Annotated in this window: 16 protein-coding genes; 10 read left to right on the top strand and 6 right to left on the bottom strand. The window is 40.4% G+C overall.

Annotated features, from left to right (window positions below; genetic code table 11):
* Positions 1-159 precede the first annotated feature (159 nt).
* Both hrcA and IQ230_RS01875 read left to right on the top strand, forming a co-directional pair.
* Positions 160-1,227, top strand: a complete 1,068-nt coding sequence (gene hrcA / locus IQ230_RS01880) for a heat-inducible transcriptional repressor HrcA (RefSeq protein WP_193930273.1) — start codon at positions 160-162, stop codon at positions 1,225-1,227.
* A 6-nt stretch (positions 1,228-1,233) separates the two neighbouring features.
* Positions 1,234-1,908 carry a DUF2834 domain-containing protein gene (locus IQ230_RS01875; RefSeq protein ID WP_193930271.1) on the top strand — a complete coding sequence of 225 codons (675 nt, stop codon included), beginning with the start codon at positions 1,234-1,236 and terminating at the stop codon, positions 1,906-1,908.
* 125 nt (positions 1,909-2,033) lie between these two features.
* Here IQ230_RS01875 and IQ230_RS01870 read toward each other — a convergent pair whose 3' ends face one another.
* Positions 2,034-2,960 carry a cobalamin-binding protein gene (locus IQ230_RS01870; protein ID WP_193930269.1) on the bottom strand — a complete coding sequence of 309 codons (927 nt, stop codon included), beginning with the start codon at positions 2,958-2,960 and terminating at the stop codon, positions 2,034-2,036.
* Between the two features lie 658 nt (positions 2,961-3,618).
* Between IQ230_RS01870 and IQ230_RS01865 the strand changes: the two genes are divergently transcribed.
* Complete coding sequence (locus IQ230_RS01865) at positions 3,619-6,507, top strand: ATP-binding protein (protein WP_193930267.1); 2,889 nt, start codon at positions 3,619-3,621, stop codon at positions 6,505-6,507.
* A 40-nt stretch (positions 6,508-6,547) separates the two neighbouring features.
* Here the strand turns inward: IQ230_RS01865 and IQ230_RS01860 are convergent, their stop codons facing one another.
* Together IQ230_RS01860 and IQ230_RS01855 are read right to left on the bottom strand one after the other, a co-directional pair.
* Positions 6,548-9,025, bottom strand: coding sequence for a glycosyltransferase family 39 protein (locus IQ230_RS01860; RefSeq protein ID WP_193930265.1), 2,478 nt, complete (start codon positions 9,023-9,025; stop codon positions 6,548-6,550).
* Positions 9,018-9,467 carry a GNAT family N-acetyltransferase gene (locus IQ230_RS01855; protein WP_193930262.1) on the bottom strand — a complete coding sequence of 150 codons (450 nt, stop codon included), beginning with the start codon at positions 9,465-9,467 and terminating at the stop codon, positions 9,018-9,020. The genes IQ230_RS01860 and IQ230_RS01855 overlap by 8 nt, the downstream gene beginning before the upstream one ends.
* Positions 9,468-9,795: 328 nt before the next feature.
* Between IQ230_RS01855 and IQ230_RS01850 the strand changes: the two genes are divergently transcribed.
* From IQ230_RS01850 to IQ230_RS01840, 3 genes are all read left to right on the top strand, one after another.
* Entirely contained in the window at positions 9,796-11,202 is a 1,407-nt protein-coding gene (locus IQ230_RS01850) for a hypothetical protein (protein ID WP_193930260.1), read from the top strand.
* A 427-nt stretch (positions 11,203-11,629) separates the two neighbouring features.
* Positions 11,630-12,073 carry a response regulator gene (locus IQ230_RS01845; protein ID WP_193930259.1) on the top strand — a complete coding sequence of 148 codons (444 nt, stop codon included), beginning with the start codon at positions 11,630-11,632 and terminating at the stop codon, positions 12,071-12,073.
* A gap of 677 nt (positions 12,074-12,750) precedes the next feature.
* Positions 12,751-13,830 (top strand): trypsin-like serine peptidase, encoded by a 1,080-nt coding sequence (locus tag IQ230_RS01840; protein ID WP_193930258.1) that lies wholly within the window; start codon positions 12,751-12,753, stop codon positions 13,828-13,830.
* A gap of 75 nt (positions 13,831-13,905) precedes the next feature.
* On the opposite strand, the gene IQ230_RS01835 is transcribed toward IQ230_RS01840, so the two are convergent.
* The 3 genes from IQ230_RS01835 to IQ230_RS01825 all read right to left on the bottom strand — a co-directional run bounded on the left by IQ230_RS01835 (position 13,906) and on the right by IQ230_RS01825 (position 16,140).
* Complete coding sequence (locus IQ230_RS01835) at positions 13,906-14,193, bottom strand: hypothetical protein (RefSeq protein ID WP_193930257.1); 288 nt, start codon at positions 14,191-14,193, stop codon at positions 13,906-13,908.
* A 78-nt stretch (positions 14,194-14,271) separates the two neighbouring features.
* On the bottom strand, positions 14,272-15,045 hold the full coding sequence (locus tag IQ230_RS01830) for an alpha/beta fold hydrolase (RefSeq protein ID WP_193930256.1): 774 nt from the start codon (positions 15,043-15,045) through the stop codon (positions 14,272-14,274).
* On the bottom strand, positions 15,046-16,140 hold the full coding sequence (locus tag IQ230_RS01825; protein ID WP_193930255.1) for a potassium channel family protein: 1,095 nt from the start codon (positions 16,138-16,140) through the stop codon (positions 15,046-15,048).
* A gap of 470 nt (positions 16,141-16,610) precedes the next feature.
* Here IQ230_RS01825 and IQ230_RS01820 point away from each other — a divergent pair, with 470 nt between their 5' ends.
* The 4 genes from IQ230_RS01820 (at position 16,611) to IQ230_RS01805 (ending at position 20,615) form a co-directional block, all read left to right on the top strand.
* Positions 16,611-17,747, top strand: a complete 1,137-nt coding sequence (locus tag IQ230_RS01820) for a hypothetical protein (RefSeq protein WP_193930254.1) — start codon at positions 16,611-16,613, stop codon at positions 17,745-17,747.
* Positions 17,748-17,921: 174 nt separating this feature from the next.
* Positions 17,922-18,344: a DNA-binding protein gene (locus tag IQ230_RS01815; protein ID WP_193930253.1), complete on the top strand. Its 423-nt coding sequence runs from the start codon at positions 17,922-17,924 to the stop codon at positions 18,342-18,344.
* 136 nt (positions 18,345-18,480) lie between these two features.
* Positions 18,481-19,836: an APC family permease gene (locus IQ230_RS01810; RefSeq protein WP_193930252.1), complete on the top strand. Its 1,356-nt coding sequence runs from the start codon at positions 18,481-18,483 to the stop codon at positions 19,834-19,836.
* A gap of 119 nt (positions 19,837-19,955) precedes the next feature.
* Complete coding sequence (locus tag IQ230_RS01805) at positions 19,956-20,615, top strand: class I SAM-dependent methyltransferase (RefSeq protein WP_193930251.1); 660 nt, start codon at positions 19,956-19,958, stop codon at positions 20,613-20,615.
* Positions 20,616-20,697 lie beyond the last annotated feature (82 nt).

The following is a 20,697-nucleotide window of genomic DNA, read 5'->3' as shown; positions in this document are numbered from 1 at the left end:
AATTGACTTTCAGCACTCAAAGGCACGAAGTGAAATACATCTTGTTACTGATTTCCACTCGTAGGGAGATTTGTTATCTTATATTAAATAAATTAATAATTCACTATCTAATCGCTAACTTTTTTAAACTTACTCAATATCTTCGTGTTTCAATCAGCTATGCAAGTGCAGCTTAATGCTCGGCAACAGCACATTCTTTGGGCAACAGTACGCCACTACATTGCCACTGCAGAACCAGTTGGCTCTAGAGCATTGGTAGAAGAGTACAACCTCGGTGTTAGCTCAGCAACAATTCGTAACACGATGGGTGTCCTGGAAAAAGCAGGACTGCTTTACCAACCCCACACTTCTGCCGGAAGAGTTCCTTCAGATTCTGGCTACCGAATTTATGTAGACCAACTCATCTCTCCATCAGAAATTTTAGCAAAGCAGGTCGAGCAAGTTTTTCACGAGCGGCTGAAGTGGGAAGATTGGAGTATCGAAGCTTTGTTACAAGGGGCAGCCCAAATTCTCTCTACAGTCAGTGGCTGCATCACGTTAATTACAATGCCACAAACTAACACAAGGCGACTGCGGCATCTCCAGCTAGTACAGTTAGAACCAGGCAAGGCGATGCTGATAGTTGTTACCGATGCCTATGAGACACATTCGACATTAATGGATCTGCCTGTTACTCAAGAGCAAATACCACTTGATTCAGAAGTTGTTGAACGAGAACTACAGATATTATCTAACTTTTTGAACGCTCAATTGCGGGGGCGATCGCTCTGTGAAATAGCCACTTTAAGTTGGAATCAATTAGATCGCGAATTTCAGCGCTATGGCGATGTTCTTAAAAGCTTCTTAGGAGAACTCAGTCGCCGCCAAGTATCAGGAACGCAAATCATGATTCGCGGCGTTTCCGAAGTATTGCGTCAACCTGAATTTGCCGAACTACAGCAAGTTCAAACCATCATTCATTTGCTAGAAGAAGAGCAAGATCAACTCTGGCCTTTGATTTTCGAGGAACCTGAAGGAGAATATAGCAAGCATCGCGTCAGCGTGCGCATTGGTTCAGAAAATCCCCTGCAACCGATTCGTACTTGCACCTTAATTTCATCAACGTATCGGCGTGGAACAGTCCCTGTAGGTAGTGTAGGCGTTTTAGGACCAACTCGCATGGATTATGAAACAGCGATCGCTGTTGTCGAAGCTGCTGCTGATTACCTCTCTGAAGCCTTAAAATAATTAACCATGATGAGAAAAATTGGCTTTGCCACAATATGGGTGGGACTAGCAATTTATGCTTTTTTCCTGGCACCACCGAATCAACCTGACACGTTTGAACTGATTAAGAATCTTTCTATCGGTGAAATCGACGGCATCAATCCTCTAATTGTTGCATTATTTTACATTATGGGTGTTTGGCCCGTGATTTATAGTTGCCTGCTATTTTTTGATGGCAGAACGCAAAAAATTCCGGCTTTCCCTTTTGCAGCGCTTTCTTTTGGGGTTGGTGCTTTTGCACTGTTACCTTACTTAGCCTTACGCGAACCAAGTACAACGTTTCCAGGACAGAAAAACGCTTTCTTGAAGTTACTAGATTCGCGTTGGACTGGAATAACATTAATGATTGCGGCAGTCTTAATTGTTTCCTACGGCTTCAGCAATGGAGATTGGGGAGATTATGTCTATCAATGGCGTACAAGTCGCTTTATTCATGTTATGAGTTTAGATTTTTGTTTGCTGTGCCTTTTGTTTCCGGCTTTGCTACGAGATGATATGATTCGTCGAGGTCTAGATAGTCCTCCCCTCTATTGGGTGACAGCACTAATCCCGCTTTTTGGTCCTTTAATTTATTTATGCGTACGTCCACCTCTAGCAGAAGAACGGACTATTGAAGCTACTAGTAATATCATCTCCAGTTGAATAACCAGGCTATGATTGAGTTGCTAGTGGCTAGTTGTTAGCTGGTAATCACTCATTACTAGTCATTAGCCACTTGAATTGTGAGTAATTAACCGGACTTGATACAATTAGAAGTCGCCCACAAACTACAACGGTTCCCAAGCAGTTCCTTTGTAACCGTAGTCAAAAATCTCTGGATGTAAAATTTCTGCTAGAATCTCTAACGAATCAGCTAGGCGTGGTCCAGGACGATTAAAATACGCGTTGCCGTCAGTAATATAAACTCTCCCATGTTGCACTGCGTGTAACTTTTCCCACTCAGAGTGTTGAGTTAACGCCATTGCTTCTTGACGAGTACGGTGTAAATCAAAGCCACACAGCATGAAGATCATCACATCAGGATTCGTTGCAACGAGAGTATCCCAAGTCAGAACTGGGGATGGTTGCCCGCTTACACTAAAAAGCGGTTGCCCCCCAGCGTGCGTGACAAGTTCTGGAATCCAGTTAGCAGCAGTCATAAGCGGATCAGTCCACTCAATGCAAGCCACTGTAGGTAGTTCCTCTAAAGAAAGGCTTGCTGTCTTTTGCTGACAAATATTCACTCGCGCTTCAAGATCTTCGATTAAAAAGAGCGATCGCACTCCCAATGCATTAGCAACTCGCTCGATATCATGCCAAACGTCAGCTAAGCTATTAGGCTGTAGGGAAATAATCTTGGGCTGACTTTGTGTCAGTTGTGCTACTGCTGCTTCAACATCTTGTAAACTAACAGCACAAACATCGCATTGGTCTTGAGTAATAATGTGTGTTGGTTTTAACTTTTCTAAAACGTCTATTTTAACTTGGTAAATGCTCAATGCTGAGTGCAAAATTTGGTTGACGTTTTGATGAATTTCTTTACTGGGTGCTTCTGAGTTGAGCCTCGCTGCGGTACACACAGGAAGATCTTTTATTTCTGGCGGATAATCACATTCATGCGATCGCCCAACAATGACATTTTCTAATCCTAGCGCCGCTACAATTTCTGTTGCACTGGGTATGAGAGAGACAATTCTTAAATTTTGATGACTCATGATACTTTCTTATCCAGCTATTTTTTACTATAAATAATTGCTTGCTCTTGACTAAAGTTACTTGCTGATATAAAACAGTCTCATTTAAAATCTCACACTCAGCTGCGCAAAAGACTCGTTTACCCGTACACTTAATATAGTTTGTTGTTTGTTTTAGAGAAATCAGCCTTGAGTATTAGTTCATTTATGAGGTCGAGTAATCAAACTAGATAGAACAACTTTATTAAATGCGAGTCAAGCTGTAGACAACTAATATTTAATAATGCTAACCTCCTGAACAAACTTTACTCAATAAAGTACCTGAGGTAAGTAGATAATAACAATAGACGAACTTTCACTTGCTAGATTCTAGTAAGGATTTACAAAAGTTTAATACGTATTGATTGGAACCTATGCAATCTTGTTACTCAAAATGATTCAAAAAATGTCATATCCTATCCAGGATTGCATATTATACTGATAAAAAAATGTTGATGCAAAGTGATCCATAGCACATTGATTTATGCAACTAAGTGATATCTTCAGGTTAGTTATCAAATAGATTTTCCATGAGTGAAAAATATTACTATTTATACTAGTTATAAAAGTGCGATCGCCTCGTACATAGATTGCCTTCTCTAGTATTGGTTTCTGATTGTCGATGTGAACTGAAAAGTAAATGACTGCAGAACTGCTAAAGATTGTACTGGTAGCAGACGTATCAGATAGGCATCAAATTCAAAAAACATTGCAACAACTCAATCAGACAGAGATTGAGCTAATAGCTATTGCAAGTCTAGACGACATTAAGATACATCAATGTGTATCATATCAAGCAGGAACTGTGATTCTACTGGTGATATCCAAGCTTGATGCTTATGGCTTGAAAGTTGTTAATCAAGTACGCTACATTTATGCTGGTTTTCCTCTAATTGCAATTGGTGATGCGCAAAATCAAGCATTGATCTGCGAATCTATCAGTCTAGGAGTGCAAGAATATATTATAGCAGAACAGGTCACTAGTACAATATTGTTGCAAAAGCTACAATTCGCCAATGCAAGATGGCAGTGGCTAGGTAAACGTTTTGAAGATTTACAAAAGCTACAAAGCACAAGTAAAGTTAGCTTACATTCACCACTAGAAGAGTGTTATTGTAGAGCAGAAAATCAGCGCATCAGCGTTTTGGCAGAAAGTAACACTTTTCGTCAGATTGTTACTCACTGCAATGATGCGATCGCAATTATTGATCTTCAAGGCTATTACTTAGAACAAAATGCAATGCATCAGTTGTTACTAGGTTACTCAGATGAAGATTTGGATGGGAAGACACCAGCAATTCATCTTGGCGAACAAGTTTTTTCAACTGTTTGTCAAGAACTTGTGAAAAACAATTGTTATTGCTGCGAAGTACTGAGTCGCACAAAAAGTGGCAAGCTAATACAGATAGAACTGAAAGCTTTTACAGTGCGTGATGAGCAAAATCAACCTGTTTGCTATGTAGGAATTAAAAAAGACATTACTGAACGCAAATTAGTGTCATCTGTTGTGACACAACGCGATCGCTTGTTAGAAGGTGTTGCGGCGGCGACGAATCAATTACTGACAACAAAAGATTTTACTCAAGCAGTGTACAAAGCACTTGCTACCTTAGGTAAAGCAGTTCAGGTGAATCGAGTTTATGTTTTTGAGAATCATACTGATCCTCATAGTGGTGAACCATTACTGAGTCAGCGATTTGAATGGACAGATAACACAGTGACTCCTGAGATTGATAACCCTGAATTACAAAACCTTTCGTATCTCAACTTTTTACCTCGTTGGTATCAAATCCTCAGTGTAGGAAACATTGTTTGTGGGTTGGTAAAAGATTTTCCAGAAAGCGAAAGACAAGTTCTAGAACCACAAGATATTATTTCGATTCTGGTCGTACCGATTTTTATTGAGGATTCTTTCTGGGGTTTTGTTGGGTTCGATGAATGTCGCTATCAAAGACAATGGCAGGAATCAGAAGAAGCTATTTTAATTGCAGCAGCTGGAAGTATTGGGGCAGCAATTGTCCGTAAGCGAACAGAAGAAGCACTGCGTAAAACTGAAGCTAGAAATAGCGCTCTTTTAAATGCTATTCCAGATGCAATGTTTCGCATTAGAAAAGATGGTAGTATTCTAGATTTTAAAGAAACAAAAAACTTTGATTTGTATATACCAGGAAATGAATTTATCGGTAAAAACTTAGTAGACTTTTTGCCAGAGAGTGTGAGTAAAAAAATTAAGCTAGGTATTAAGCAAACACTCACAAATTGCACAGTGCAACTCATTGAATATCAACTTCCCACTCAAGGAAAAAATCGCGATTACGAAGCCCGAATGGTTGTTTGTGGCGAAGATGAAGTTGTGAGTATAGTGCGTGATATCAGCGAACGCAAGCAAGTAGAAATTGAACTGCGAAAAAGTAAAGAAGCTGTAGAAAACGTCAGTAAAGCTAAAAGTGAGTTTTTAGCAACGATGAGCCATGAATTACGCACACCTTTGAATGCTATTCTAGGTTTATCACAATTACTACATCAAGAAATTTTTGGTTCTTTAAATGCAAAGCAAAAAGAATATGTAAGCTGCATTTATAGTAGTGGCGAACACTTGCTATCATTGATTAATGATATTCTTGACCTATCGAAAGTTGAAGCAGGCAAAGAAGAACTGATGTTAGCGTTAGTTCAAGTACCTGAGTTATGTGAAACTTGCTTGGCAATTGTACGCGATCGCGCAATTAAAAAAGGTTTGCAACTTACTAGTCAACTCGATCCTCAGGCTGTTTGCTGCTTTGCTGATGAACGACGAGTTAAGCAAATGTTACTTAATCTGTTAACAAATGCAATTAAGTTTACTCCATCTGGTAAAGTTACTCTTCGAGTTCAAAAAGTTCCTCAAGGAATCACTTTTACTGTTTCTGATACAGGAATTGGTATTGCTTCAGAACATCTTAAGTTACTATTTCAACCATTTAAGCAGTTAGATAGTCGTTTCAATCGTCAATACGATGGAACAGGTCTAGGTTTAGCTTTAACTCGTAAATTAGCGCATCTACACGGTGGAAATGTCACTGTAAAGTCAACGCTGGGCAAGGGTAGTGATTTTACTTTGTTGTTACCAGATTATCCTCAACCGACAGAAGATGAGCAATATGGCTACAATCAACAAGCTGGTCATCTGTTCAATTGTTCGCCACGAATTTTGATTAGTGGTAATGGTAATCATGGCAGCATTATTCAATCTTACCTTAAAGCAATTGGCTATGAAGTTAAGTACTTGAAAGTGATAAATAATATTTTGGCTCAGATCGAGAAATTTAAGCCAAAACTAATTTTATTAGATCCTCAATTATCAGAAAATGTTACAACTGTAACTCTGATACAACACCTTAAAGCAGAACTCGATCAAACAATTCCCATAGTCGTCATAACAGAAACAACTGAAAAGTGCGATCGCTTCCTTAAAGCTGGTGCCCAAGAGTGTTTAAATAAGCCGATTGGTATTGCTCAACTAGAATCGCTCTTGATACGCTATTTATAGCAGAGATCAGAGATCGGGGTAAAATAAAGTACGACAGATTTTAGGTGTTCTGCCAAGTTGTAAAATAGTGCCATGCATCTATAAGATTGCCTTGCAACAAAGCAGCAACACTGCTGAGGGCTTGAATTTCTGGAATAGTAGAGTTGAGTGTACGAGCATTTTTAAGGGCAGCTGCAGCAGGTACGCCGTGCCAATTATAAAGATGGACAAAAGCAAGATAGGCATAAGCATAAGGGTTTTGAGCGTCGAGTTGAGTGACTTTTTCTAAAGCTGCGATCGCTTCTTTGACTTGTTGCTTCAATACTCTAGATAAAGCCAAAGTATACGCCCACTCTAAATTTTGTGACTCCTGCTGTAGGCGATAGGTTAAGGCTTGTTGAGTTTGCGTCAAATAATCTTGCGTTGGATCGTATTGATTAATGCGGGCAATTTCTTCAAAAACCCATTCTAGTGCTGTTGGTCCTTGGGGTAAACTAGCAGCTAAAATCCGCAACTGCGTTAATAAATCGAGTTCTGGTGCCGCAACAGGTTCAGCATTCGGTTCAATATTTACAGTCACTGGCGGGAACGTAATTGGATAAGTTTCCCCTGTATTACGGTTCAAGTAAGTTGCTTTTAATGTATAAGTTCCTGTGGGGAGATTTGCCGGCGGTAGCATTGCCATCCGTTCAATTACTTGAAATGTGCCTTGATGAGTTTGATCGACTGAATGCAGATTTCCCATTCCGACTGCATGATCGTGTATCCACTGAGTTGAATTGGTATCCTGATACCAATCAAGTAACACTAAACCAGACTGCAACTCATCCCACGAACCAATCCATTGATAGGTGACAGGCGCAGGTATCCCAGGCTGTATTTGTTGAGGTACTATAACTTGCAATAATTTCACATTTGCTGATGGCGTTTGCACTGAAGTAACTTCAACCTCCGGAGTGCGATCGCGATATAGATTTAACGTGCTACCGTCAGGTAATGCCCAACTTTTGTGAATTTTAAAATCAGGCGATCGCTCAATCGTTTGCACCATTTCTGCTTGGGCTGCGGGAACTGAACCTTGATCGCCAGTTTTTGTTAAGAACCAATCAAGCGATCGTGCATCTTGTGCTATTTGCTGCGATCGCGTTCCGACTTGTCGCCCATAAACTTGGAAGTCTCGTAATGCCCCATAGTAATTAAAGTTGTGTTGATTGATCTGTGGAGTAGATGGTAAAACTCCTAAGGTTGAGCGTAGATAAGGTGCTTGTTGAATGATTTCTTCGATCACTTCTGCATGCGGTAACTGAATACCAACCAAAGCATAGTGTTCTGCTTTAGGACTCAACACTTGTGTCATACTTTGACTTATATCTCCTAGGGGAAACAGATTGAGAAACATCAGTAGTACCGCCAAACTGACACTACCCCAACGAATACGATTTCCCCAACGTCCGCGCCAGGATGTTAAACCATAAGCTAAAAATAAGGCAACAACTGGTAAGTAAGGCAAAACATAACGTTCGTCTTTATTGATATTTAATGAACATAAAAAATAAGCACCTAGCCAAAATATGCCTAACCAAGCTAATGAGGTATGATATTTTTCCTTGCGCTTCCAATAAAGAAGGATTCCGATGATTGGTACTAAAAGTAATAACCAAGAAACTTGATAAGGTAGAATTTTCCAGTAATAAGTCCAAGCTGCAAGAGTATTTAAAGGTGGATCGCCTTCAGCAATCGCAGAATCTATTGTTGCGCGTTTACCACTTGTTAAGACAGTTAACCAATTGGTGCGATACCAAGGATAGAATATCACTACTGATAGCAGTAGACTTGCGATTAACTGTAATAAACGCTGCCATTGTCGTCGATACAATGTTGCAATGCCTACCCAGAGTATTGGAACGAATAGAAAAAATAACGCGGTTTGTTTGACTAAGATCGCTAGCCCGAAGGAAATCCCAAAAGCCGCAGCCCACAACCATTGTTTGCTAGTAGATAAGCAAGATTTTACCGGTGCTATTAAGCTTGCACTACAAGTCCAAAGTGTTAAACACACAAAAGAGAGTGTTACTACAGCAGTCAAGGGATAATCTAAGACAAATTCTAGTCTGTAGCGGTAAAGACTAGGAAATAATTGACACAATGCTGCTGCCCATAAGCCTATTTCTCTACTGAATAGTTGTACACCTAATCCATAAACAGAAGTGAGGAGAATCGCACTAAATATCAAATGAATAAGTGTAGCTTGCTCTATTCCTCGACCAAAAATTTGCTGTACGATCGCAGCAACTGTGTATATTCCAGGCGGTATCTTTGAAGAAAGATGCCAGAAGTCTGTCCACCATTCACGACTAAACCACTGTATCTGCTGTAAAGCTTGCCAGTAATTTAAGGAACCGTTGAGGTAATCAGCTTGATCCCAAGCGGGAACTGAGTTATCTATATTCAGCCAAATGCGATCGCTTACCGCACCTGCAAGCCAGATCAGTACTAGAATCAGCAGCCCTCGCGCTTGATTGTGTTTGAGCCTAATCACACTTGTTGATCGTTAATTTTTTCCTCATTTTTACATGAGGAATCCCCGCTTCATCAAATGTTTCTCCCTCTTGAATAAAATCGAGTTGTTGATACAGTACTTTTATATATTCTTGAGCATGAATCACGACTTCTTGAATCTTTTTTTCTATCGCTAGTTCTATAGCTTTTTGCATCAATCGCTTACCAATTCCTTGTCCTCTGGCAATTGATAACACTGCTAGTCGTTCTATTTTTGCTGTTTTCGCATCTAAATATCTCACACGCGCAGTTCCTACTGGCTGGGTATCTATGTAAGCAATAATCTGCTGAGCGATTTCGTCTTTACCGTCAAATTCTAATGCCGGATCGACTCCTTGTTCTTCTTGAAAGACCGCACGCCGGATTTCTTGAATACTTTGCCATTCTTGCGGACTTGCAGTTTTAATTGCAATTTGGCTCATAAGCTGTGCTGATTCTGTTTGCACAAAGAATGTTGAGTTTTTACTAAGCTCTCGACATTGCTTTTACAACTTAGTACTATATTTTCATACTGGGGAATTAAACTTTAATTTTGCTTTCTTTTAAAGTTCCATTATATGGTAAACATTACCAGGTTTGTTAGTAAATTGCAATAGCTATACTAAAACAGGGTGAACTTCACTTGCCTCATACCGTTTGTCTTTCAAAAATACAAACCTTAGATATTGTGGGCACTAGAGCTTGTAAGAGCAGCGATCAAGTATCCAAAGCAGCCACTCACTCCTACTCTCGCGCCCTGCGATCAAATTAATGGCAAGAATTAAACCATATTTCGAGCGACGCTACCCTTGGCGAGAACGTGGGATTGCGATTCTCGCCTTGATTAATTTGCTGTTAGTTCTTTTTGACCTAACGTACTTGTATAGTCGCGACTTTTATTTACAAGTCATTCCTAGCTTGACACGGCTTTACGATCCGGTCAAAGGTATTCAACCGCATCCTGAAACTGAAAATTATCTTGCCCAAGTCGCAGCTTTAGAGGCACAAGTTATTGTCACCGGATTGCAATCACCTAAAACTGCAAGTTCACTTGCGCAAATACGTGTCCTGAGTCAAACACTGATTGAAGATAATCCTTTTGCAGCAGCTTACAAAAGTAGTCAGTTTGAAACAATCAAGCAACGTCTACGAGTGCGCACTGGGGAAACTTTAGCTAGAGATGCTTTTGCAAGATTTTGGAGTCCACTATATCTCACGCAAGCAGGCTGGCAGCAGGAAATGGAATTTTGGGATACGCAAATTCGCCCCTTGATGCAAACCAATTACTATCGCAGTGTTAACCGACTTGATACACCAACAAACCATTTTTGGCTACTCGATTTGCCATTTGTACTGATTTTTGCGCTCGATCTTTTTGCACGGGTGAGAGCAATTCGTCATCGTTATCCTTACTTAAGTTGGCTAGAAGCAACGTTAAGGCGCTGGTACGACTTGTTTTTACTGTTACCTTTTTGGCGATTATTGCGTGTCCTTCCGGTATCAGTGCGTCTTTACCATACTGGCTTATTGAATCTTGACCCTCTTCGTGCCGAAGCACAACGAGATTTTGTCATTGGTTTTGCGGCAGAACTAACGGAAATGGCAGGAATTCAAATTGTTGAACAAATGCAAAATTCAATTCGCAAGGGAGATGTATTTCGATGGTTGTTGCATCCAGAACTACGCAAACCTTATGTACAGGTTAATAATGTAAATGAGATGAGCGCGATCGCTTCACGCCTTTTTCATATCGGTGTTTACGATGTTTTGCCCCAAGTACAACCTGATATCGAAAATCTCATTCATCATAGTCTTTCTAGTACACTGCATCAGCTTCCTGGAAACCGCGCACTACAATATATCCCAGGTTTGCGTAATGTTGGTAAAAATCAAACTAAAAGATTAGCTAAAGCTATATTTAGTGTGACATACAACAACCTCACAAATTCAATGCAAGATTCTGTAGGTGCTGAACTTACCGCCCGCTTGGGGAGAAACTTACGTGATGCTTTAGAAAACGAATTACAAAAAAAACACAATATTCAAGAAATTCAATCTTTGTTGATTGATATGTTAGAAGAAGTCAAAATTAATTACGTCAAAGGCATTGCTGAAGCTGGAAGCGAACAATTGCTAGAAAAAGCAGAGCAACTACATAAGCAGATACGTCCCAAATAAGTAATAAAATGAAAATAAATTTAACTCAAAGACGTGTCAAAAGTTTTGAGTGTTAAATTAAGCATTTTTCTCAATTCTTTTCAACTCAAAACTCTTTATTACCTGTTTCCAACGCAACAAAAATCAGCTTTACACAATATAAACAGTATAATTGACAACAAAAAAGTAACTCTATTAGTTAAATAATTATAAAGTTATCGTATTTATAGCCAAAAATGGTTATTTTATAACGTATACCCGAATATAAGCATATTCACTTGCTGATTATTTTGGAATGCAAGGATCGGTAGCTGGGCAAGTTAACTTCGAGCTAATCTCAAGCGTAGGTATAACATGTTTGGAAATGCCTCGTTCTCGCTAAGGCATGGCTGTAGATCTCACACAGTTTTCAGGGCTTAGGTGGTGTGTGTAGAGGAACTCAACGACAATGCTTACTGTGAACTTAAAACATTTTTCACCAGAAGATTATTTCTTTCCCGACCGAGAAAATTCGCTTGTTTTAGTCGTTGATAGCGATCTAGATAGTTTGACATTAACAACTGAGATTATTAAAGTTTATGGTTGTTGTGTGCTGACGGCGATAAATAGTCAAAATGCGTTGCAGTTGGCGATCGCCCACAAACCAGCACTTATTCTATTAGAACTGATGTTACCAGAAACTGATGGTATTTCTTTAACTCAGCAGTTACGTCAACACACATTATGTCCAATTATTGCTGTAACTAGTTTACCTAAATATTTATTCCAAGCAAAAGCACTAGCCGCTGGATGTAACGACTTTATGGAAAAGCCCATAGTTGTTGAAAATTTAGAAGCTAAAATTTATCACTTCATATATAATCCTTGTTCTTTCTTTTTGCCTTCGGAATAGTTTCTGAATCCCTAATTGAGGTCAACACTCATAAAACTACGACTATTATAAAAATATTACTATTCAAATTAGTGGCTTAAACTTACAATAATCAGTAACTCACTGCTTCGCCTGAGATTTTGCCCATAGAAAAGATGGACGCGCTTTCCTGCCCATCCCACAGTCATTTAATAGATTTGTGAGGTTGGCTTGATGCAAGCAAGATGTGAATTGCGACAAATAGCAATATCTTGCGTTAATCATTACTTCTGCAATGCCACACTTCCATTACAGTTTTATGCAACTAGGTTAGGCAAAATCGGCAATCAGCAAGGTCAAAATCTGAAACGAATTATTCTCTCTACTTCTATAAAATTTGAAGGAAATTAATCGAATCCTAGTTCTAATTGAGGAGTAGAGAAGAATTAGCATGACAAGCCTAACAATAGCATAAAGAAGTTTTGTTAATTATTTTGATTTCTGTTCACTAAAAGTTATTGAACAGGTAAGCATTTTTGTCATTAAGTTAGCTGCAGATTGACTCCAGGTTTATTTGAAAAGCATCTTGTAGTTGATGAGGTCACTGCTAACTTTATTGATTTCTTAAGTAAATCTGCAATTATCCGAAATTAGCTGTAGTTGACTCCTACATCTATCAACTTTGCAAGTAACATAATTACACGAGGAGTTACGGAAACATGATTAGAATTTTATACACATCTTTTGCTTTTACAAGTACAATTACGAGTTTATTTTTAACAACATTCACACCCCTAGCTGCTACTGCTCAATCGAACGGTAACGTCGGCATAAATATACCCATAGCACAAGCAGATAAAGCAACAACCTACTGGACTCCACAGAGGATGCGGGAAGCTAAGCCAGTAAATATTAATCGTACTACTCTCCCTCAACCAACATCTCAAGTTGAGCGATCGCCGTCTGGTTCACCTGTTAGCGCACCTAGCGGTGGTCCAAGTTCCTCTCAATTAGAGATGCTCAGCGAGCAATTATCAAATAATTCATTGATAAGTTCTGTTCCATTTGCTGCTAGTTACCCATTTACGTACTCACGCTCCTTTGTTAATCTCAACAGATACACGCAGTACCCTGAAGCAACGATAGGCAAGGTATTTTTTACTGAGAACGGCGTAGATAAGGTATGTTCAGCGTCAGCAGTTAATAGTACAAATAAACGTCTCATTTGGACAGCAGGACACTGTGTATCTAATGGCAAAGGAAGATTTCATACTAACGTTACCTTTGTACCTGCCTACAAACCAGGAACCGCAGTGCCAGCGCCTTATGGAACATGGTCATCATGTGGACTTTACGCAAGATCTGGTTGGCACAATAATAGTAATTTTGCTCAAGACCTAGGAGCAATTCAAGCTTGTGACAAAGGTAACAGACGTCTTCACAATGTTGTAGGGTTTCTAGGTTTTCTAGCAAATGCCCCGCGCAATCAATTCTGGCACGCTTTTGGCTATCCGGCAAATCCACCCTTTGATGGCAGGCGGATGGTCGTTTGTGCTGCACCTTATGCCGTCAATGACTCTGGTAATCCTAATCCAATTGGTATTGGCTGCGATATGACAGGTGGTGCAAGTGGCGGTCCCTGGTTAGTTAAGTATAGCCCTAATAGATTTGGAGCAATCAATCAAATCAATGGACTCAATAGCTATAAGTACAACCATCAACCAGGAGCAATGTATTCTCCCTATTTTGGTAGTAGCTTTCTGAGTTTACGCAACTATGCTATACAAAGAGGCTCCTAAGATTTCATTGCCAGATTGAGATTGAATAAGACTGATAAGAAGTAGTAGGCAGTGAAATGTAACTTAATACTTCTATTAATCTTCTGTTTGCGGCTGAAAATCTTTTTGTGGACTCCAACTCGGAGCACTCGTTTCTGGGCTAGATGGTGGTTCAGGTTGAGCATCGGGATTAGGAGAACCAGGGCGTATCATTGATGGTGGTTCAGCACGTTCCATGCGCTCAGGTGTCCAGTATTGTTCGGCTTGAGATGCTTCGGAACAACGGATGTTTTGTCCAACGTTGCTTTCTGGGCGATCGCTTGCTTCCTCTGCCTGAACTGCCACTGTTACAGGTGTCAGTGACAACACTAAAAAAGTTGCCAAGGTGTTTTTACATGTTAACCTATACTTGAAACTCATATGCGTTTCCCTTCTGTATTCAAGTAGAACAACGTTATTTAGCTACAGCTCAGCCTCATTAATAAAGTTAGCAATAATATTTATGCACTTTTCCTCATGATAAAATATCCATTCATGATATTCATCTTCCAGCATAATTAACTGTGAATGAGGAATACCTTGTGAGAACTCGTATGCACACTTCACAGGAATAAATAAATCGCGATCGCCCCAGACAATTAAAGTAGGGCACTGAACTTGTGGTAATAATGGGCGTAAGTCTTTTTCTAACGCAATCCATGAAGCTTGAAACATATTTTGAGTTTTGAAAATCCAGTTACTTATTAGAGCTTTCATAAAAAGAAATGTTGGCTCAAATTTAAATCTGCCAATTTGAGCAGGAAAATCAATTAACCGTCGTAGTGCCACCTCGGGTAAAAAGCCTAACGGAATTCCTGTACTATCAATCAAAATGAGACTCTTAACAAGTTCGGGAAAATTAGCTGCTAAAACGACTCCAACTGCACCACCACCAGAATGTCCTACTACATGAACTTTTTTCAAATTTAAAGCTTTTAAGAAACTAGTAATACACTCAACATATCCATTGTAATCTGGTACAGCAGTAGGAAAACTTGTTTTGCCAAAACCTGGTAAGTCTGGAGCAATAACATGATAGTACTGCGACAAAAGATGTAGAGTTTCTTGATAAGGATCGGTGGCTATTGTCCAGCCATGTAAAAATAATATTGTTTCTGAATGAGTCACTCCTTCTTCTAGATAAACTGTTTGATAGTTCTCTAATTTAATTTGCTTTTCTTGTAATTGATGCTTCATTCAATCTACTCGTTGCACAACTGAAGGAGCGATCGCACTCCAGTCATATTCCATATATTTTGCCAAAGCAATTATATTAGGGTTCCACCGACGACGTAGTGAAACATATAAATCTGCACCAGCTTCTAAGTTAGCTACTGTTGCGATTCCTTGCGCAGCTAAATGCTCAACAGCCTGATAGTAATGCGATCGCCACATTTGTTCAGATTGTCCTTTAACGCGTAAAGCACTACTCGGAAGAAATGACTCAGCCAACTCTGCTAAAAATTGCATGCCACTTTCTTCTAAACCTTTAACTGCTGCCGAGTAAATTAAAGAGCGATAACTTTCTTCATTTAGCGCACTTTTAATTAGTGTCACGGTATCCATCGTGAGAAAAACAACTCGTGCCAACGCATAGTAAGATTCTTGTAAGCGGAAATAACCCATCACTGGATAGGAATGATTAGACTCTAATATATTCAACAAGCTTTGAGCCATATTATTAAGATCCTGGCGAGTACTGCTGTCAAAACTACCATTTGACCCTAAACCTGCTAGTAGCACAGCAGCATTTGCAGTTTTACCAGTACGATGATGGAGACTCAAAGCAAAAATATTACGCTGGATCAGTTGGTTGTACACTGATTGCAAATAAGTTAGCGTTATGGTGAATACAGAGAAGCCGAGGACTGCTTCAAGTATCATTAGCAAGCGATAAGTACCAGTTTGAGGTCTAATATCACCAATACCTAAAGTTGACAGTGAATAACCACTGTAGTAAATAGCTGTAGCAAAATCTGTAGGAGTATCTTTTCCTTGCATTTGGATTTCATTATCTAATGCAACCCAACTGATCAAAGCAAACCCAATTAAAAGTAGCAGTATCCATACTGTAACAGTTGCAACTAACAATGTCGGACCCATGTACGAGAGTATGCGATCGCGCTGTGTGCGTATTGTCTTGGCACTGAAGCGAAAAAAATGCCATAATCCTCGCGCCAGAGGAACGCTAATGATACCTTTGTCGCCCCTTGGATACAACACCGTTAAATATATGTCTGCAATGGCTAAAACAACTAACCCTGTTCCAATGCCTTGCAATAACCAACCCATGCGTGCTTTAACCCTTACTCTAAGCTGTACCGTACAGATGCAAAACAAACAGAAATTATCAAAATATAATCAATTAATATGTATCACTACGATCTCATAATGATACCAAATCTATACATTTAATACTTAAATTAGATACCGGAGGGTAGATACAAAAAGCGACAAGATGTTGCAATATTATCAGAAGTAATGTTAAATCCAGTTAACAATCATTACTCGATTGTAGACGATAAGAGGAGTGAGGAGCAGAATATGAAAGCTAAAACAATTTTTATACAACCTTGTGCCTACTCTTTCTGGTAGAAACCTAAATTTCTCCAAGAAAGTCAACTATTACTTTTGGCAGAAATCTTTTTGATACCGACGCTTTGTCACATTTGCGTCACATTCTTCAGGAAGACTGGAAGTACTCAATCCAGTCTATCACCCTGAATCACAGAGGTCAATGTAAGGAATACAAGGAATAACGTATGAAAACCATTTCGTTCAGGCGTGCTTCACTGATAGCAAGTCTCACTGCGGTGGGAGTTGTTACCAGTGCAGCATCGGTTCAAGCTCAAACCGTTAATAATGATGTGCAAATAACTGCAGATGTAAACAGCAATGTTTCCACTTCAGCATCTGCGCTTGTTATTGGGTCAGCATCTGGAGTGACTCAAGCGGAGAGCAATTTGGTGGTGGATGGAAACGCGCCTGGGACAGATGGCAATGCTTCCACCATATTAAGTCAAGCTAATCTTGATAACTTAGGACCAACGGAAGGTGACATTGATGACCGTATTGAATCAAGTCCTCCTAACCCATTAAACCAAACAACACCAGAAGGTGGCATAACCCAACCAACTCCTAGTCCAAATCTCGTGCAACCTCAACCAGCACCTGGAACAACAGATCCGACTTTTCCAGGACCTACCCAAACTCAACCAGCACCTGGAACAGTAGATCCGTTCGCGCCTGGGACTCAAACTCAACCAGGTACTCCTTTTCCAGGACCTACCCAAACTCAGCCAACACCTGGAACAGTAGATCCAACCTTTCCAGGACCTACCCAAACTCAACCAACACCTGGAACAGTAGATCCAACCTTTCCAGAACCAACTCAACCAGATCCAACTTTCCCAAGTCCTACTCAGCAGCAAGTTCCTGATACAACAACTCCAGATACAACTGTAGAGCCTGCTATTGTACCTGGTACAGCAACTCGTGGTGGTGCTAGCTACATCGGAATTGGTGGTAACATCGGATTTGGTGGAGAAACCACTTTGAGTGAAGGTGCTTTTGCTGTTTATAGCAAGATAGGATTGACCGACACTTTTTCTGTGAGACCAGCAGCATACATTGGTGACAATACAGTAATTGCGATACCAATTACGGCAGATTTCCCACCTGCAGAAACAGGAGTGGCAGATGCACAACTCAACATAGCGCCTTATATTGGTGCTGGGATTGCAATTTCTACAGGAGAAGACAGTACTGTAGGTGCACTAATTAGTGGCGGAGTTGACGTGCCATTAACAGAGCAATTTACAGCAACTGCAGGTGTCAACATTGGTTTCATTGATGATACTGAAGTTGGACTATTGATCGGAGTTGGTTACAACTTCTAAATTTAAATTAGGTAATATCCCTAAGTTGGTACGAGCCTTTAAGTGCGACAGCAGCGTACACTTAGGGATTACCTGAAGTTACTTTACTGTCACCTGATGTTCATGTTGCTGTCACTCTACAGTCACATTTACTTTTGAAACTATAAAGTAAGGACAATATGAGGATTTCAGCCTATGAACAAGCAATTACTAATTGGCTTAACTATAGCGGCGTCAATTTTTACAGTAGGGATATCTACCGTAGCACGCTCGCAAACAAGAATTAGTGATTTGCAGCAGCGCCCTCCTGGGACAACAATCTCCGGTAGAGTGACGAGTGTAGTTGGTAACGATTTCATCCTTGAAGATGGTAGCGGGCAAATCATTGTAGATGCTGGACCACGTTGGTGGCAACAAATCAATCTCTCTCCTGAAGAAGAAGTTACCGTGAATGGCGAACTGGGTAGAGGTGGTGAATTTGATGCCTTCTCAATTACTCGTGCTAATGGTTCTGTGATTCAGATTCGTCCAGCACAAGGTTCACCACCTTGGGCAGGTGGACCTAACCGTAACCGTCCTAACCCTGGCGATAGAGGCAACGCGCCTGCAAGAAACTAGAGTCACATTAGTATGACCTTTACTGAACGAAGGGGGAGGCATGAAGCACCATGCTTTAGCTTCCCCTCGTAGTAGATACATTTGACTTGTATCACTCGCTGAATCCCGCTGTAGGCAAACCTGGAAATAAACCGTAGTGAGTCAACGGGAACATAACTTAAATCGAGAGGGAATAGCTAGTAGCATTGCTACAACACCCAAACCTGCACTGGCTTTTGGAGATGCGATCGCAATCATTGTTGGTATAGTTATCGGTGCAGGGATTTTTGAAACGCCAGCACTCGTGGCAGCGAATAGTGGGAATGGGGCTGTTGCTCTTGGTGCTTGGGTTTTAGGAGGCATTGTCTCTTTGCTGGGTGCATTATGCTATGGCGAATTAGCAACAACTTATCCACACACCGGTGGTAATTATTACTACTTGCTACGAGCGTTTGGCAAATCGGTGGCTTTTTTATTTGCTTGGGCACGCATGACAGTAGTTCAAACTGGTTCAATTGCTTTATTAGCATTCGTATTTGGTGATTATGCTTCACAGTTGTGGCGCTTGGGCGCTTATTCACCATCAGTCTATGGTGCTTTAGCGATCGCACTATTAACAGGTTTGAATATTATTGGCGTACAACAAAGCAAGATCGCGCAAAATTTGTTAACAGCAGCTAAGGTGTTAGGGTTACTTCTTGTTGTGGGCGTTGGTTTACTGATAACAACAAGTCCTCCACAACAAATCACTCCGACAACCGAAAGCAGCTTAGGTATAGTCATGATTTTTGTCTTGCTGTCTTATGGCGGGTGGAGCGAAGCTGCGTATATTTCCGCTGAGATCCGCAATGTCCGCCGCGATATGGCGCGATCGCTGGTTTGGAGTATCTGTATTATCTCAACGATTTATTTGTTGATTAACCTTGCCTATCTTCGAGGCTTAGGACTTGCTGGAACCGCTGGTTCAGAGGCTGTGGCAGCAGACTTGATGCGTTATGCTTTTGGAACACCTGGCGCTGTATTTATTAGCTTCCTCATTGCTATTTCTACTTTAGGTGCCACTAACGCCACAATTTTTACAGGTGCGCGAACCAATTATGCATTAGGACGAGACTTTGCACAATTCAAATTTCTCAGTAAGTGGAGAAACAATGGCAATACTCCGATAGGTGCATTACTCGCTCAAGGTGCTATTTCCTTAGTATTAGTTTTAGGAGGAACTATCGCGCCTCGTAATGGCTTTGAAGCAATGGTAGACTACACTGCACCTGTGTTTTGGTTCTTCTTCTTGCTTTCTGCGATCGCCTTATTTGTTTTGCGACAGCGCGAACCACACATACCACGACCTTTTCAAGTTCCGTTTTATCCCCTAACTCCGCTGCTGTTTTGTCTTATTTGTATTTATTTGCTTTACTCTAGTTTGACCTATACAGGAGTTGGAGCGCTATTAGGTTTATTCGTTGTGATTTCAGGCATACCACTTCTGTTCTGGAATCGTAACCAACAAGTTTGAACGCAGGACAGAGTTTATCATTTGGGAATTTGAAACTGGAATTGACAACGAGGGAGATAAAGACATTAAACGTCCCAGGGTAACAAACATTTATCCAATTGGTAGCAAAGGATGAGAATATGCATCTCAAGACAATTAAAAATTTGCTAGTTACCGGTGTGGGTATAGGTAGCTTGCTATTGGCAGGATGTAATCAACAACGTCAATTTGAAGCAGAAGCACAATCGCCAACGGTGCAAACGCAATCACCAGCACCAGCAACTGAGCCTACTCAACCGCAAGAACGCTCACCAGATGTGCCTTATGTGCCTACTCCGCAAGAAGTCGTAAACCAAATGCTACAGTTGGCAAATGTCACAAGTAACGATGTGTTGTACGATCTGGGTAGCGGTGATGGTAGAATTCCTATTACTGCTGTGCAAAACTTTGATGCAAGTCGGGCTTATGGAGTTGAAATTAACCCTGAACTAGTGCAACGTGCTCGCCAGAATGCAGAAACGGCTAATGTAAGCGATCGCGTGCAAATTGTCCAACAAGACTTGTTTCAAACAGATTTGAGTGAAGCCACAGTAGTCACACTTTATCTCTTGCCAGATATCAATATTAAGCTACGTCCGAAGCTACTACAAGAGTTAAAACCTGGTACTCGCATTGTTTCCCATGATTTCGATATGGGAGAGTGGCAACCTGACAACGTAGTTCAAGTTCAAGGTCCCAGTCGCCAACATACGCTTTATGTATGGACTGTACCAGAAAATGTGCCCGCAAATCTGCAATAGCGATTAGTGACCAGTGACTAATGATTAGTAAATAGTAACTGGTGACTAACATAATCAAATTGAGAAAATAATCAGGAACATC

The organism is Gloeocapsopsis crepidinum LEGE 06123, from assembly GCF_015207655.1.
In the GTDB taxonomy this organism is placed as follows: Bacteria; Cyanobacteriota; Cyanobacteriia; order Cyanobacteriales; family Chroococcidiopsidaceae; genus Gloeocapsopsis; species Gloeocapsopsis crepidinum.
The sequence above is the reverse complement of the archived record's forward strand: the minus strand, read 5'-3'. Positions and strand labels throughout refer to the sequence as shown.

What these genes read in the sequence shown, in the direction of transcription:
- hrcA (WP_193930273.1), top strand. Translation starts at nt 160, where the DNA reads ATGCAAGTGCAGCTTAATGCTCGGCAACAGCACATTCTTTGGGCAACA.
- IQ230_RS01875 (WP_193930271.1), top strand. Translation starts at nt 1,234, where the DNA reads ATGATGAGAAAAATTGGCTTTGCCACAATATGGGTGGGACTAGCAATT.
- IQ230_RS01870 (WP_193930269.1), bottom strand. Translation starts at nt 2,960, where the DNA reads ATGAGTCATCAAAATTTAAGAATTGTCTCTCTCATACCCAGTGCAACA.
- IQ230_RS01865 (WP_193930267.1), top strand. Translation starts at nt 3,619, where the DNA reads ATGACTGCAGAACTGCTAAAGATTGTACTGGTAGCAGACGTATCAGAT.
- IQ230_RS01855 (WP_193930262.1), bottom strand. Translation starts at nt 9,467, where the DNA reads ATGAGCCAAATTGCAATTAAAACTGCAAGTCCGCAAGAATGGCAAAGT.
- IQ230_RS01850 (WP_193930260.1), top strand. Translation starts at nt 9,796, where the DNA reads ATGGCAAGAATTAAACCATATTTCGAGCGACGCTACCCTTGGCGAGAA.
- IQ230_RS01845 (WP_193930259.1), top strand. Translation starts at nt 11,630, where the DNA reads ATGCTTACTGTGAACTTAAAACATTTTTCACCAGAAGATTATTTCTTT.
- IQ230_RS01840 (WP_193930258.1), top strand. Translation starts at nt 12,751, where the DNA reads ATGATTAGAATTTTATACACATCTTTTGCTTTTACAAGTACAATTACG.
- IQ230_RS01830 (WP_193930256.1), bottom strand. Translation starts at nt 15,045, where the DNA reads ATGAAGCATCAATTACAAGAAAAGCAAATTAAATTAGAGAACTATCAA.
- IQ230_RS01825 (WP_193930255.1), bottom strand. Translation starts at nt 16,140, where the DNA reads ATGGGTTGGTTATTGCAAGGCATTGGAACAGGGTTAGTTGTTTTAGCC.
- IQ230_RS01820 (WP_193930254.1), top strand. Translation starts at nt 16,611, where the DNA reads ATGAAAACCATTTCGTTCAGGCGTGCTTCACTGATAGCAAGTCTCACT.
- IQ230_RS01815 (WP_193930253.1), top strand. Translation starts at nt 17,922, where the DNA reads ATGAACAAGCAATTACTAATTGGCTTAACTATAGCGGCGTCAATTTTT.
- IQ230_RS01805 (WP_193930251.1), top strand. Translation starts at nt 19,956, where the DNA reads ATGCATCTCAAGACAATTAAAAATTTGCTAGTTACCGGTGTGGGTATA.